Source organism: Streptomyces sp. NPDC005494 (assembly GCF_042872025.1).
Classification (GTDB): Bacteria; Actinomycetota; Actinomycetes; order Streptomycetales; family Streptomycetaceae; genus Streptomyces.
In genome coordinates, this window is sequence record NZ_JBIAJR010000016.1 from 106,603 (window position 1) to 120,009 (window position 13,407).

Annotated in this window: 13 protein-coding genes; 8 read left to right on the forward strand and 5 right to left on the reverse strand. The window is 69.6% G+C overall.

Annotated elements, in window-relative coordinates:
* Positions 1-75: 75 nt before the first annotated feature.
* Positions 76-645, reverse strand: coding sequence for a TetR/AcrR family transcriptional regulator (locus ACFYQ6_RS33355; protein ID WP_388766583.1), 570 nt, complete (start codon positions 643-645; stop codon positions 76-78).
* Between the two features lie 346 nt (positions 646-991).
* Between ACFYQ6_RS33355 and kdpF the strand changes: the two genes are divergently transcribed.
* From kdpF to ACFYQ6_RS33390, 7 genes are all read left to right on the forward strand, one after another.
* Positions 992-1,081, forward strand: coding sequence for a K(+)-transporting ATPase subunit F (gene kdpF, locus ACFYQ6_RS33360; protein ID WP_361581432.1), 90 nt, complete (start codon positions 992-994; stop codon positions 1,079-1,081).
* Positions 1,082-1,089: 8 nt separating this feature from the next.
* Entirely contained in the window at positions 1,090-2,754 is a 1,665-nt protein-coding gene (kdpA, locus tag ACFYQ6_RS33365; protein WP_361581435.1) for a potassium-transporting ATPase subunit KdpA, read from the forward strand.
* On the forward strand, positions 2,751-4,850 hold the full coding sequence (gene kdpB / locus ACFYQ6_RS33370) for a potassium-transporting ATPase subunit KdpB (RefSeq protein WP_361581438.1): 2,100 nt from the start codon (positions 2,751-2,753) through the stop codon (positions 4,848-4,850). The genes kdpA and kdpB overlap by 4 nt, the downstream gene beginning before the upstream one ends.
* Positions 4,851-4,871: 21 nt before the next feature.
* Positions 4,872-5,549, forward strand: a complete 678-nt coding sequence (locus ACFYQ6_RS33375) for a potassium-transporting ATPase subunit C (protein ID WP_388766586.1) — start codon at positions 4,872-4,874, stop codon at positions 5,547-5,549.
* A gap of 589 nt (positions 5,550-6,138) precedes the next feature.
* The gene (locus tag ACFYQ6_RS33380) at positions 6,139-7,068 is read left to right on the forward strand and encodes a glycoside hydrolase family 11 protein (protein WP_361581508.1); all 930 of its coding nucleotides are present in this window, start codon (positions 6,139-6,141) and stop codon (positions 7,066-7,068) included.
* Positions 7,069-7,195: 127 nt separating this feature from the next.
* Positions 7,196-8,185: a polysaccharide deacetylase family protein gene (locus ACFYQ6_RS33385; RefSeq protein ID WP_388766588.1), complete on the forward strand. Its 990-nt coding sequence runs from the start codon at positions 7,196-7,198 to the stop codon at positions 8,183-8,185.
* A 176-nt stretch (positions 8,186-8,361) separates the two neighbouring features.
* On the forward strand, positions 8,362-9,177 hold the full coding sequence (locus ACFYQ6_RS33390; RefSeq protein WP_361581446.1) for an SAM-dependent methyltransferase: 816 nt from the start codon (positions 8,362-8,364) through the stop codon (positions 9,175-9,177).
* A 66-nt stretch (positions 9,178-9,243) separates the two neighbouring features.
* On the opposite strand, the gene ACFYQ6_RS33395 is transcribed toward ACFYQ6_RS33390, so the two are convergent.
* On the reverse strand, positions 9,244-9,912 hold the full coding sequence (locus tag ACFYQ6_RS33395; RefSeq protein WP_388766590.1) for a DUF998 domain-containing protein: 669 nt from the start codon (positions 9,910-9,912) through the stop codon (positions 9,244-9,246).
* A 147-nt stretch (positions 9,913-10,059) separates the two neighbouring features.
* Between ACFYQ6_RS33395 and ACFYQ6_RS33400 the strand changes: the two genes are divergently transcribed.
* Entirely contained in the window at positions 10,060-10,323 is a 264-nt protein-coding gene (locus ACFYQ6_RS33400) for a DUF5133 domain-containing protein (RefSeq protein ID WP_361581452.1), read from the forward strand.
* 95 nt (positions 10,324-10,418) lie between these two features.
* On the opposite strand, the gene ACFYQ6_RS33405 is transcribed toward ACFYQ6_RS33400, so the two are convergent.
* The 3 genes from ACFYQ6_RS33405 to ACFYQ6_RS33415 all read right to left on the reverse strand — a co-directional run bounded on the left by ACFYQ6_RS33405 (position 10,419) and on the right by ACFYQ6_RS33415 (position 13,212).
* Complete coding sequence (locus tag ACFYQ6_RS33405; RefSeq protein ID WP_361581454.1) at positions 10,419-10,775, reverse strand: hypothetical protein; 357 nt, start codon at positions 10,773-10,775, stop codon at positions 10,419-10,421.
* A gap of 103 nt (positions 10,776-10,878) precedes the next feature.
* Entirely contained in the window at positions 10,879-12,597 is a 1,719-nt protein-coding gene (locus tag ACFYQ6_RS33410) for an acyl-CoA dehydrogenase family protein (RefSeq protein WP_388766594.1), read from the reverse strand.
* 48 nt (positions 12,598-12,645) lie between these two features.
* The gene (locus ACFYQ6_RS33415) at positions 12,646-13,212 is read right to left on the reverse strand and encodes a PadR family transcriptional regulator (protein WP_361581460.1); all 567 of its coding nucleotides are present in this window, start codon (positions 13,210-13,212) and stop codon (positions 12,646-12,648) included.
* Positions 13,213-13,407 lie beyond the last annotated feature (195 nt).

Sequence of the window (13,407 nt, forward strand, 5' to 3'; positions counted from 1 at the left end):
GCCCGCAGGGAGGGCACGCCCGTGGAGAGGGCACGCCCGTGGAGAGGGCACGCCTGTAGGGAGCGCGCCCCCTGGTCAGGGCGCGGGCCAGTTCCGCAGCAGGGCGTCGAGCGCGTCCAGGACCCTGGACCAGGTCTCCTCCGTACCGGGGGCGCTGTGGCTGAAGCTGCCGCCGCTCTCCAGGCTGATGTAGCCGTGGAAGACGCTGCCCAGGAGCCGTACCGCATGCGTCTGGTCCGGCTCCGTGAGGTCGTAGCCGCGCAGGATCGCCCGGGTCATCTGCGCGTGCCTGCCCCCGGCACTGGCCGCCGCCTCCTCCGGACCGAGCCGGAGCTGCGCCGCGGCGTAGCGGCCGGGATGCTCCCGGGCGTAGTCGCGGTAGGCGTGCGCGAAGGCCTCCAGGGCGTCCTTGCCGGCGCGCCCCGCGAGCGCCGCCGCGACACGGTCGGCCAGTTCCTCCAGAGCCAGCAGGGCGATCCTGGTCTTGAGGTCCTGGGAGCTCTTCACGTGCGAGTAGAGGCTCGCGTCCTTGACACCGAACTGCCGGGCGAGTGCCGCGACGGTCACCTTGTCGAAGCCGACCTCGTCGGCCAGCTCCGCGCCCGCCTTCGTGAGGCGTTCCGCTGTCAGACCCACTCTTGCCACGCCGGCTCCTCACCTCGGCCGAGCCCGTTCGGCCCCGGCCAGTCCGATTATGCATTTACCTAGGACGGTTAGGCAAATACCCAGGAGCACTAGAAAGTGTGCCGGGTCACGGACCACCGGAGCTGTTCGTACGGACCGCGTCAAGAACTCCGCCCGGCCCGTATGGAGGCCGTCAAGGGGGTGCGACGCGCGGCTGACCTCGGGGTTTGCTCTAGTTCGGCCACCCCGGCCGATTCGGTTCCCTTCACTTCACACAGGAGCTCACGATGGCCGATCTGGCCTTCGTCGCCACCACGATCGCGGTCTTCGCGCTGGTGGCACTCATCGCACGGGGGGTGACGAAGCTGTGACCGCCGAGAACATCGCCGGACTGGTCGTCGCCGTCGCCCTGCTGACGTACCTCGTCCTCGCGCTCGTGTACCCGGAGAGGTTCTGAGCACCGATATGAGCCCTGTAACCGCAGGTGTGCTCCAGCTGCTCGCGCTGATCTCCGCGCTGGCCCTGGCATACCGTCCGCTCGGCGACCACATGGCCCGGGTGTACTCCTCCGACAAGCACTACAGGCCGGAGAAGTGGATCTATCGTGCCATCGGCGCGAACCCGTCGGCAGCGATGCACTGGCCCGCCTACCTGCGCGGCGTACTCGCGTTCTCCGCGGTGGGCGTGCTATTCCTCTACGCACTGCAGCGCGTCCAGAGCCACCTGCCCGGCTCGCTCGGATTCGTGTCGATCGACCCGGACCAGGCTTTCAACACCGCGGCGTCCTTCGTGGCGAACACCAACTGGCAGTCCTACTACGGCGAGCAGGCCATGGGCCACGTCGTGCAGACGGGCGGCCTGGCGGTGCAGAACTTCGTCTCGGCCGCCGTCGGCATGGCCGTCGCCGTGGCTCTCGTGCGCGGATTCGCGCGCTCCCGCACCGGCGAACTCGGCAACTTCTGGACGGACCTCGTGCGCGGCACCCTGCGCATCCTGCTACCGGTCTCGGTGGTCGGCGCGGTGGTCCTGGTGGCGTGCGGTGTGATCCAGAACTTCTCCGGCATCCACGAGGTCGGGCAGTTCGCGGGCGGCACCCAGCAGTGGAACGGCGGCGCCGTCGCCTCCCAGGAGGTCATCAAGGAACTGGGGACGAACGGGGGCGGCTACTTCAACGCCAACTCCGCCCACCCCTTCGAGAACCCCACCCCGTTCTCCAACCTCTTCGAGATCTTCCTGATCCTCCTGATCCCGTTCGCGCTCACCCGGACCTTCGGCCGCATGGTCGGCAACCTGCGGCAGGGTTACGCGATCCTCGCCACGATGGCCACGATCTGGATCGCGTTCACGGCCCTGATGATGTGGACCGAGTTCGCCCACCACGGCCCCGCCCCCGACCTCGCGGGCGGATCGATGGAGGGAAAGGAGAACCGTTTCGGCATCGCCGGCTCGTCCATCTTCGCCGTGGCGACCACCCTCACGTCGACCGGTGCGGTCAACTCCTTCCACTCCTCGTACACCGGGCTCGGCGGCGGCATCACCATGCTGGGCATGCAGTTGGGCGAGATCGCACCCGGCGGTGTCGGTTCCGGCCTCTACGGCATGCTGATCATGGCGGTCATCGCGGTGTTCATCGCGGGTCTCATGGTCGGCCGTACGCCCGAGTACCTCGGCAAGAAGATCGGCACCCGTCAGATCAAGCTGGCGGCCTGCTACATCCTGATCACCCCGGCACTGGTCCTCTGCTTCACCGCGGTGGCGCTGGCACTGCCCACCCCCGGCGACTCGATGACCAACAGCGGCGCCCACGGCTTCTCCGAGATCCTCTACGCCTACACCTCGGGGGCCAACAACAACGGCTCCGCCTTCGCCGGGCTCGACGCCGACACCCAGTGGTTCAACAGCACCATCGGCATCGCGATGCTGCTCGGCCGGTTCCTCCCGATCGTCTTCGTCCTGGCACTGGCCGGCTCACTGGCCGAACAGCCGCCCGTTCCGGCCACTGCGGGCACCTTGCGCACCGACAAGCCCCTGTACGCGGGCCTGCTCGTCGGCACCATCCTCATCCTCACCGGTCTGACCTACTTCCCGGCCCTGGCGCTGGGTCCGCTCGCCGAAGGGCTCGCCTCATGAGCACCGTCACCCCCACCCGTTCCCCGCACGAGGACCTGACCGGCGACGGTCCGGCCGCTCCGGGCCGTGTCGGCGGGGGCCTCTTCGATCCGAAGCAGCTGCTCGCGTCGTTCCCCGACGCGCTGCGCAAGCTCGATCCGCGCGTCATGGTCAAGTCGCCCGTCATGTTCGTGGTGCTCGTCGGCTCGGTGGTCACCACCGTGCTGGCGCTCAGGGATCCGGGTGACTGGTTCGGCTGGGCCATCACCGCCTGGCTGTGGCTGACCACGATCTTCGCCAACCTCGCCGAGGCGGTCGCGGAGGGCCGCGGCAAGGCTCAGGCGGACACCCTGCGCCAGGCGAAGTCCGGCACGGTGGCCCGGCGTCTGAGCGGCGGCGACGAGGTGGAGGTTCCCGGCACCGAGCTGCGCATCGGCGACCTCGTCGTCTGCGAGGCCGGCGACATCATCCCGGGCGACGGAGACGTGGTCGAGGGTGTGGCGTCCGTCGACGAGTCCGCGATCACGGGCGAGTCCGCCCCTGTGATCAGGGAGTCGGGCGGCGACCGCAGCGCGGTCACCGGAGGCACGAAGGTGCTCTCCGACCGGATCGTCGTCCGGATCACCACCAAGCCGGGCGAGACCTTCATCGACCGGATGATCGCCCTGGTCGAGGGTGCGTCGCGGCAGAAGACCCCGAACGAGATCGCGCTCAACATCCTGCTGGCGTCGCTGACCATCGTCTTCCTCCTCGCCGTGGTGACGCTCCAGCCGTTCGCGGTCCATGCCGGCGCCAGGCAGTCCATGATCGTGCTCACGGCGCTGCTCGTCTGTCTGATCCCCACGACCATCGGCGCGCTGCTCTCCGCGATCGGCATCGCCGGGATGGACCGCCTCGTCCAGCGCAACGTCCTGGCGATGTCGGGACGAGCGGTGGAGGCGGCAGGTGACGTCTCGACGCTGCTGCTCGACAAGACGGGCACGATCACCCTCGGAAACCGGCAGGCGGCGGACCTCGTCCCGGTCCGGGGAGCCGGCGAGGCCGAGCTGGCCGGGGCCGCGCAGCTGTCGTCGCTCGCCGACGAGACCCCCGAGGGCCGCTCGATCGTGGCGCTCGCGCAGGAGAGGTACGGCCTGCGCCCCCGGCACCGGGACGAGCTCACCGGCGCCAGGTGGGTCGCCTTCACCGCCCGTACGCGTATGTCCGGGGTGGACGTGGACGGCCTCAAGGCCCGCAAGGGCGCGGCCGGTTCGGTCATGGCCTGGGTCAGGGAGCGCGGAGGCACGGTGGCGGACGACGCCGCCGCACTCGCCGCCCGGATCTCCGAGGCCGGAGGCACGCCCCTGCTCGTCGCGGTCGAGGACGCGGAGGGCGCCCGGATCCTGGGTGTCGTCCACCTCAAGGACGTGATCAAGGAGGGCATGCGGGAACGGTTCGCCGAGCTGCGCCGGATGGGCATCCGGACCGTCATGATCACCGGCGACAACCCGCTGACCGCCAAGGCGATAGCCGAGGAGGCGGGGGTCGACGACTTCCTCGCGGAGGCGACTCCCGAGGACAAGATGGCCCTGATCAAACGCGAGCAGGCCGGCGGCAAGCTCGTCGCGATGACGGGCGACGGCACGAACGACGCCCCCGCACTCGCCCAGGCGGACGTCGGCGTGGCGATGAACACGGGCACCTCGGCCGCCAAGGAGGCCGGGAACATGGTGGACCTGGACTCCGACCCCACCAAGCTCATCGAGATCGTCGCGATCGGCAAGCAGCTCCTCATCACCCGGGGCGCCTTGACCACCTTCTCCATCGCCAACGACGTGGCCAAGTACTTCGCGATCATCCCGGCCATGTTCGCGGTGGTGTATCCGGGCCTGGACAAGCTCAACCTCATGGGTCTCGCGTCACCCGAGTCGGCGATCCTGTCGGCGGTCATCTTCAACGCGCTGATCATCGTCGCCCTCGTGCCGCTCGCGCTCAGGGGTGTCCGGTACCGGCCGATGGGCGCCGACACGATGCTCCGGCGCAACCTCGGGATCTACGGACTCGGCGGCCTGATCGCCCCGTTCATCGGCATCAAGATCATCGATCTCCTCCTCTCCCTCATCCCCGGGCTCGCCTGAACAGGAACGTGCTGACCGATCATGAACACCTCCCTGAAGAACACCGCACGGCTGCTCGGGGCCGGGCTGCGCGCCCTGCTCGTCCTGACCGTCGTCTGCGGAGTCCTCTACCCGCTCGCCGTCACCGGCGTCGCCCAGGCGTTCTTCGGCGACAAGGCGAACGGTTCCGAGATCAGCGACGCGAGTGGCCGCACGGTCGGCTCGTCACTGATCGGGCAGCGCTACGACCTGCCGAAGGAGGACGCGGACGAGGCCGCGGAGCCGGACCTGAAGTGGTTCCAGCCCCGGCCCTCGAACGGCCTGGGCACCAACAGCGTCAACACCGGGTACTCCCTGATCCTCTCCGGCGCCACCAACCGCTCCGCGGACAACGAGGAGCTCGTCGCGTGGGTGACCGACGCCAAGGCCGAGGTCGTGGCGGACAACTCCACCGCCTCGTACACGGTACGGCCCGAGGACGTGCCCGCCGACGCGGTCACCTCCTCCGGCTCCGGCCTCGACCCGGACATCTCCCCGGCGTACGCCGAGCTCCAGGTCCACCGGGTCGCCGAGCGCAACGGCCTCGACGTCGATCAGGTCTCCCGGCTCGTGGCCGAGCACACCGAGGGCCGTGTCCTGGGCTTCATGGGTGAGCCCCGCGTCAACGTCCTGGAACTCAACACCGCACTCCGGGATCTGGGCAAGGAGTCCAGCCGGTAGACGAAACCACACGCGTCCCCGAGGGCCACCGCATACGGCATGCGGTGGCCTTCGCCTTCCCTCGCTCACGTTCCGGTCGGCCCGGATGCACGCGCCGTTCGCCGGCCCCGGTGCGACAGCACATCCCGCCCGAAAGACTCTCCGAAACTTTCGAAAGCAATAGCCACGCACCTTCGCAACATTCTTTGGCATGCCCTCCCGCAACTCTCGACAACCAATCATACGTGCAACTGACCAGCGGCAATGCGTTCTTCACCCCCATCCTGATCCAACGACGCTTTCGTAATCTCTGCCGAAACTATTGACACCCCCTGTGCCCGGATCAACACTGTTCGCCGTCGACAGACCTCAACCACTGTCGATCCGGGCCCACTTCGGGCCCGGCACTCCGGCCGGGTTCCGCGTCACCGACGCGCGGTCGCCGTCATCGCATGTTCACCGTCAGCCCCACAGAGGGTGTCTCGCGCTGCCCGGAACCCACCGGCTTCACGAGGACAGGGAGGAACGCACGCACATGAACGACGCACCCGCACAGTCGACGAGCCGTACGAGCAGCCGCTTCAGACGGTTCATCCGCAACGCCTTCGCCATGGCGACCGCCGTGGTGGCCGTGCTGGCACTGCCCGGCACCGCCAACGCCGACACGGTCGTGAACTCGAACCAGACCGGCACGAACAACGGCTACTACTACTCGTTCTGGACCGACAGCCCCGGCACGGTCTCGATGAACCTCGCTTCCGGGGGCAGCTACAGCACCTCGTGGAGCAACACCGGGAACTTCGTCGCGGGCAAGGGCTGGAGCACCGGCGGCCGCAGGAGCGTGACCTACTCCGGCACCTTCAACCCGTCCGGCAACGCCTACCTGACCCTCTACGGGTGGTCGACGAACCCGCTGGTCGAGTACTACATCGTCGACAACTGGGGCACCTACCGGCCGACGGGCACGTTCAAGGGAACCGTCACCAGCGACGGCGGTACCTACGACATCTACGAGACGACCCGGGTCAACGCCCCTTCCATCGAGGGCAACAAGACCTTCAAGCAGTTCTGGAGCGTCCGGCAGTCGAAGCGGACCGGCGGCACCATCACCACCGGCAACCACTTCGACGCCTGGGCACGCAACGGAATGAACCTGGGCACCATGAACTACATGATCATGGCGACCGAGGGCTACCAGAGCAGCGGTAACTCCAACATCGCCGTGGACAGTTCATCGGGCGGTGGCGGCGGCAACGGCGGTGGCGGTGGCGGTGGCGGCTGCACCGCAACGCTGTCCGCCGGCGACAAGTGGAGCGACCGCTACAACCTCAACGTCGCTGTGACCGGTTCCAGCAACTGGACCGTCACCATGAACGTCCCCTCCCCCGCCAAGATCCTCTCCACCTGGAACATCAGCGCGAGCTACCCCAGCTCCCAGGTACTCACCGCCAAACCCAACGGCAGCGGAAACACGTGGGGAGCCACCATCCAGGCCAACGGCAACTGGACCTGGCCCACCGTCACCTGCACAGCGAGCTGACGCACACCGAACCCGGCCGGAGGGGCGGCCACTCCGTACGCCGCCCCTCCGGTTGCTTCGACTGCCGGCGCCCCGATCCCGGGCGCCCTGCCGATGTCCCACCAGGACGAGGAGGATCCACCCCCCCATGCAGATCACGTCACGTCTCTCCGCACGCTCCGTGGTCACGGCGCTGGCCGTCGCGGCGATGACCGCGACGAGCGCCGTCGCCGCCGGCACCACGCCCGCGAAGGCGGCTTCCGCCGCCGCCTGCAACGGATACGTCGGGCTCACCTTCGACGACGGGCCGTCCAGCAGCACACCGGGACTGCTCAACGCCCTCAAGCAGAACGGCCTGCGGGCCACGATGTTCAACCAGGGCCAGTACGCGGCGTCCGACCCGGCGCGGGTGCGCGCGCAGGTGGACGCCGGCATGTGGGTCGGTAACCACAGCTACACCCATCCGCATCTGACCCAGCAGAGCCAGGCGCAGGTCGACTCCGAGATCTCCCGCACCCAGCAGGCCGTGGCCGCCGGGGGCGGCGGCACGCCGAAGCTGTTCCGCCCTCCCTACGGCGAGACGAACTCGACGGTGCAGTCGGTCGCCGCCAAGTACGGTCTCACGCAGGTGATCTGGGACGTGGACTCCCAGGACTGGAACGGCGCGAGCACCGATGCGATCGTGCAGGCCGCTGCCCGCCTCACTGACGGGCAGGTCATCCTCATGCACGACTGGTCCGCCAACACACTCGCCGCGATCCCGCGTATCGCACAGGGCCTGGCCGGCCGAGGGCTCTGCTCCGGCATGATCTCCCCCGGGACCGGCCGAGCGGTGGCTCCGGACAGCGGCGGCACCGGTGGGGGCGGCACGGGGAGCTGCACCGCGACGCTGTCCGCCGGCAACAGGTGGAGCGACCGCTACAACCTCGACGTCGCCGTGTCCGGCTCCAGCAACTGGACCGTCACCATGAACGTCCCCTCCCCCGCCAAGATCCTCTCCACCTGGAACATCAGCGCGAGCTACCCCAGCTCCCAGGTACTCACCGCCAAACCCAACGGCAGCGGAAACACATGGGGAGCCACCATCCAGGCCAACGGCAACTGGACCTGGCCCACCGTCACCTGCACAGCGAGCTGACACGCTCACCCGCACCGGGGCGGTGCCCCCACACGCCGCCCCGGTGCGCGGGCCGGCCCGAAACGTTATGGACCTCGCGCGCCCCAGTTGGGCCCTCCCCGGCCTTTTCGGCCCTCGCGTTCCCTATTCTGTTCGAAAGCTGATCATCCGCTGCCGCGTACCCCCTGGAGCCCGCCATGTCCCGACCGGAGAACGATGCCCCCGCCCTGCGCATCGACACCAGCAGACCTCATCCCGCGCGGATGTACGACTGGTTCCTCGGCGGCAAGGACAACTACCCGGTCGACGAGGCGATGGGCCGTCAGATGCTCGCCGTCGAACCCGGGGTACCGATCATGGCGAAGGTGAACCGGGCCTTCATGCACCGCGCCACCCGATGGCTGACGGACCAGGGAATCCGCCAGTTCCTCGACATCGGCACGGGGATCCCGACCGAGCCCAACCTTCACCAGGTGGCCCAGCAGAAGGACCCCACCACGCGCGTCGTGTACTGCGACAACGACCCGATCGTGCTCGCCCACGCCGAAGCCCTGCTGAAGGGCACGCCGGAGGGCGCCATCGACTACGTGGAGGCGGACGCGCGTGACGTGGACTCCATCCTCGAACGCGCGGGCAAGACCCTGGACTTCGGCAAGCCCGTCGCACTGTCGTTGATCTCGCTCCTGCACTTCGTGAGCGACGAGGACGGCGCCTACGAGCTGGTGGACCGGCTCACGGACGTACTGGCACCGGGCAGCCACGTGGTCATCTCGCACCTCACCGCCGACTTCCATCCGGCGGAGGCCCGCAAGGTCGACGAGCTGTACAAGGCCAACACGCTCACCCTCGCGCCGCGCAGCCGCGATCAGTTCGCCCGCTTCTTCGCCCCGCTCGACATCGTCGAACCCGGCATCGTGGCAGCCGAGTTGTGGCACCCCGAACTCGGTGACCCGGTCCCGGGCCAGGACGACGTGGTGAGCGCGGGATACGTGGCGGTGGGCCGCAAGGCGTAGCCCCCGCGCGGCACCGCTCGACCCGGCCCCGTCGATTCCCGCGCGCAGCGGAGCGGCGGGGCCGGGTCATGCCGCCCGCCCTTCGCCGTCGGTGTGCCGGAAGCACGAGACGGCCACCGCGAGCGGCCAGAACGACTGGAGGAACGTGATGACGCGTTCGGCCGCTCCGGCGGTGTCCAGGAAGAACAGGGCCAGCAGGAACCAGCCGCCGCCCAGCCACATCAGCGCGGCGGCCGTGGCGGACGGCACGGGGCGCAGCCCCCAGGGCGGCCTTCCGCCGGCCGGCGGTCCGGGGCGCGGCCAGAACGTGGTACCTCCTTCCGGCGCGCTCCCCCGTACGAAGGCGTCGCGTGGCACGGCGAGGACCGGCCACAGGGCGAGGAGCGAGAAACCCGTTGCCACGACCACCCCGTGGGCGAAGGAGCCGCCACTGCTCGGCGCCGGGAACAGCGCCAGCAGTATCGCCGTCAGTCCGCCACCGGCCAGCGCCACCCGTCCGAAGGGTGCGGCGGGGCGCAGTCCGCAGGCGGTGACCACGTGGCAGACGCCCAGGGCGAGCAGGGCCGATGTCATCACCCAGTAGCCGCCCGCGCCGTCTGCCGCGAGGATGCTGATCGTGGCGGTCGCGGGGTCGTAGCCGGGCCCGTGCAGCTCGGCCGAGACCGTCCAGCCTCCGACAAGGAGGATCGGAGCGGACATCGAGGAGATGAGGACCCACCAGGGGACAGATCGCATCGGAGAACGGTAGAACGCCGGGGGCGCCGGGGCAGGGTGCACACGCAGGCGGAGGCGTACTCCGCTCGTGGGCGGGTACACGCGGAAGGCCACGCGAGGAAGCGTGGCCCGCACCGGACGTGGATCGAACTCCGAGGAGAACCTGCTGTGCTGACCCCTGTTCCGCAGGACCTGCGAATCGCTCTGGCCCGCTACGCCGACGCCCGCATCGAGGACGCCCGCCGCTCCACCGGCGCCACCGCCCAGGCCGTGGAGGACGCCACCTACACGCTGTGTGTGATGACCGGCACCCGTGAGATCTCGCAGGCCCTGAGTGTCGCCGACACCATGCTCGGCGTGGACCCCGTGGAGGCGGCGGCCGGGCGGCTGCACACCGGCCCCCAGCAGGACGACAGGCTCCAGACCGCCTGAGCGGTCACCGGAAGCAGCACGGCGCCGGGTGGGATCCCGGGTGCCGGCCCCGAACGGGGTCCGGCACCTGATCCCACCCGGCGCCTGTGTGCGCCCTACTGCGGGGCGGCTTCCAGGGACTCGTAGTACGTGCCCAGCTTCCGCAGGTAGAAGAGGTCACCCGTGTCCTGGTCCCGCTCGAAGCGCGGGGCTTCCTTGATCTGCTCCCTGGTGCACCCGACCCTGACCACGCGGGCGGAGTCGTCGACGGCGGTCACCGTGCCCGCGGGCACGACGACGCTTCTGCCGAACTTCCAGACTCCGGCGTCGACCACCAGGTGATCGAAGCCGGGGACCTGGGAGACCCTGACGACGACACCCACGTTTCCGTCGTCCGCCTCCACCGCGTACTCGATCAGGTCGTCGTCCAGCGAGCGGTTCAGCTGTGCGGGACAGGCCCAGACCGTTTCCATGGTCATCTCCTCATGGCAGGGGCCGAATCCGGCCGCGGGACTTCCATATGCCCCCATGAGCGCAGTCGATGCGGCCTGGAGCCCGTCCTGTGCCCCGGTCGGCCTACTGCGCCATCTCGTACGCCCCCGAGAGCGCCTCGACGCGCTCCCAGATCCGTGCCGCGCGGGCGTCGTCGACGACGGGACGCCGTACCGCGGCGATGGCCCAGGCCTGCTGTTCCTCGGTGGCGGAGTCCTTGCCGTGCAGTTCGACCGCGTGCGCGGAGAAGTCCCGGACCAGCACGGAGAACAGCTCGTCGAGCACGTCCTCGTCCAGATCCGTCAGCCTGGCCTGCTCCAGGATCAGCTGGCCGTGCACCACCAGCGCGAACAGCTGGCCGACGGACAGCAGGAAGTCGAGATCGCGGGCCTGCTCCTCACCGGGAGCCGCGTGGGCGACGAAGTCGCACAGGGCGTCGGCCTGCTCGCGGAAGCGGGCGACGTTGGGGACCCCCGCGTAGGCGTCGTAGGCGGGGCGCCAGTCGTGGAAGCGTACGGAGCCCAGGCCCCTGGCCGGTCCCTGCCGGAAGAGGAACGCGTCGTCCGCCGCTTCGAGCCGGGTCCCGACGGGCTCGTACGCCGCGGGCTCCAGCAGGTGGTTGCGCATGAACTTCAGGATGAGGGCGAGGTTGACGTGGACCGTGCCCTCCAGCTTGGGCAGGCTCCTGATCTCCACCGCGGCCTGGGCGAAGTAGGTGTCCTTCTCGAAGCCCTTGGCCGCGATGACGTCCCACATCAGGTCGATGACCTTCTCGCCCTCCGTGGTCACCTTCATCTTCGTCATCGGGTTGAACAGCAGGTAGCGGCGGTCGTCCGGGCCGGCCGAGCGGAAGTAGTCGACGGCGCGGTCGCTGAACAGCTTCATGCCGACGAGCCGGACGTACGCGTCGGCGAGCTCACGGCGTACGTGCGGGAAGGCCGTCACGGGACGGCCGTAGAGGATGCGGTTGCTCGCGTGGGTGACGGCCTCGTACATCGCGTGCTCGCAGATGCCGATCGAGGCGGTGCAGAGGTTGAACTTGCCCACGTTGACGGTGTTGAGGGCGGCGTCGAAGGCGGCGCGTCCGGTGTGCAGGACGTCGTCGGGCCCCACCGGGTAGCCGTCGAGGCGGAACTCGCTGACGTACTTGGAGGAGTCGACGACGTTCTTCACCAGGTGGTAGGCGGGGTGGCGGCTGTCGGCCGCGAAGAAGACGTAGCCGTCGGGGCCCTCGACGTCGGTGCGGCGGCCGAAGACGGAGACGAGGCCGGCGGCGTTGCCGTTGCCTATGTAGTACTTCGAGCCGGTGGCCAGGAAGCCGCCGTCGCCGTCCGGTTCCAGAAGCATGTCGGTGGAGTAGATGTCGGCGCCGTGCGCCTTCTCCGACAGGCCGAACGCGAACACCTCGCCCTCGGAGAGGAGCCGGGCCGCGCGGGTGCGGGCGGCGGCGTTGTCGCTCTGCCACACCGGGCCGAGCCCGAGGATCGTCACCTGCCAGGCGTACCAGTAGTCGAGTCCGTAGAAACCGAGGATCTCGTTGAGCGCGGCGATCCTGGCGGTGTCCCAGCGCCCGTCCTCGCTCTCCGTGGCGGACGCGGGGGTCAGGAAGGTGGCGAACAGGTTCTCCTTCGCCGCGAAGTCGAGGAACTCACCGAGCCAGGCGCGGGAGCGGTAGTCCTCGACGAGTCGGCGCTTGCCACGCGCCTCGAACCAGTCGACGGTGGCGCGCAGCAGCCTGCGGGTCCCGGAGTCGAAGTGCGCCGGGTCGTAGGTGCGCGGGTTGAACAGCAGCTGGTCGGCCATGGCTGTGTGCCTTCCGGAGGGAGGTGCGGGCGGGAGGGTGTGTGGGGTTCAGGTGCGAGGGCGGGCGCGGCCGAGCCGGTCGAGCGTGGCGAGTACGTCGTCGAGCCAGGCGACCGTCATGCGTTCGTACGCGATGCCGCCGCGGAGCACGACGTGCTGCAGCTCCCGGCCGGCGTCGAGCGGTACGGGGGCGTCGGGTCCGGTGAAGTCACGCAGTTCTCCGGCGAGGTAGTGCGCGAGCCGTTCGCTGTGCACCTGGTGGTGCCGTGCGACCTCGCGGACCAGCGCGGCCGGGTCGTCGAACGCCGCTCCCCGGATCTTCACGGCGAGGTCGTGGCGGAGGCTCTCGGGTTCGATCGGTTCGTGCAGCCACCGGGAGAGCGTGGCGCGCCCGGGGCCGGCCACGGAGTATTCCTTCTTGTCCGGCCTGCCCTCCTGCGGGACCTCGCGGACGTCGAGCAGGCCGTCGCCCTCCATGCGCTTCAGTACGCGGTAGATCTGCTGGTGCGTGGCGGTCCAGAAGTATCCGATGGACCGCTCGAACCGCCGGGCCAGCTCGTAGCCGGAGCCCGGCTGTTCCAGCAGGGAGACGAGGATCGCGTGGTCGAGCGCCATGCCCCGATCGTTCTATGCAACTCGTTGCATAGCAAGCGGCGGGGGGGGGGGGGGGGGGGGGCCCCCCCCCCCCCCCCCCCCCCCCCCCCCCCCCCGGGGGGGGGGGGCGGGCCCCCCCCCCCCCGCGGGGCCCCCCCCCCCGGGGGCCGCCCCCCCCCCCGGGCCCCCGCCCCCCCCCCCCCCCCCGCTCTCGAA

Coding starts and splice junctions, on each gene's coding strand:
- ACFYQ6_RS33395 (WP_388766590.1), bottom strand. CDS start 9,912: ATGCGATCTGTCCCCTGGTGGGTCCTCATCTCCTCGATGTCCGCTCCG.
- ACFYQ6_RS33390 (WP_361581446.1), top strand. CDS start 8,362: ATGTCCCGACCGGAGAACGATGCCCCCGCCCTGCGCATCGACACCAGC.
- kdpB (WP_361581438.1), top strand. CDS start 2,751: ATGAGCACCGTCACCCCCACCCGTTCCCCGCACGAGGACCTGACCGGC.
- ACFYQ6_RS33405 (WP_361581454.1), bottom strand. CDS start 10,775: ATGGAAACGGTCTGGGCCTGTCCCGCACAGCTGAACCGCTCGCTGGAC.
- ACFYQ6_RS33385 (WP_388766588.1), top strand. CDS start 7,196: ATGCAGATCACGTCACGTCTCTCCGCACGCTCCGTGGTCACGGCGCTG.
- ACFYQ6_RS33410 (WP_388766594.1), bottom strand. CDS start 12,597: ATGGCCGACCAGCTGCTGTTCAACCCGCGCACCTACGACCCGGCGCAC.
- kdpA (WP_361581435.1), top strand. CDS start 1,090: ATGAGCCCTGTAACCGCAGGTGTGCTCCAGCTGCTCGCGCTGATCTCC.
- ACFYQ6_RS33375 (WP_388766586.1), top strand. CDS start 4,872: ATGAACACCTCCCTGAAGAACACCGCACGGCTGCTCGGGGCCGGGCTG.
- ACFYQ6_RS33415 (WP_361581460.1), bottom strand. CDS start 13,212: ATGGCGCTCGACCACGCGATCCTCGTCTCCCTGCTGGAACAGCCGGGC.
- ACFYQ6_RS33380 (WP_361581508.1), top strand. CDS start 6,139: ATGGCGACCGCCGTGGTGGCCGTGCTGGCACTGCCCGGCACCGCCAAC.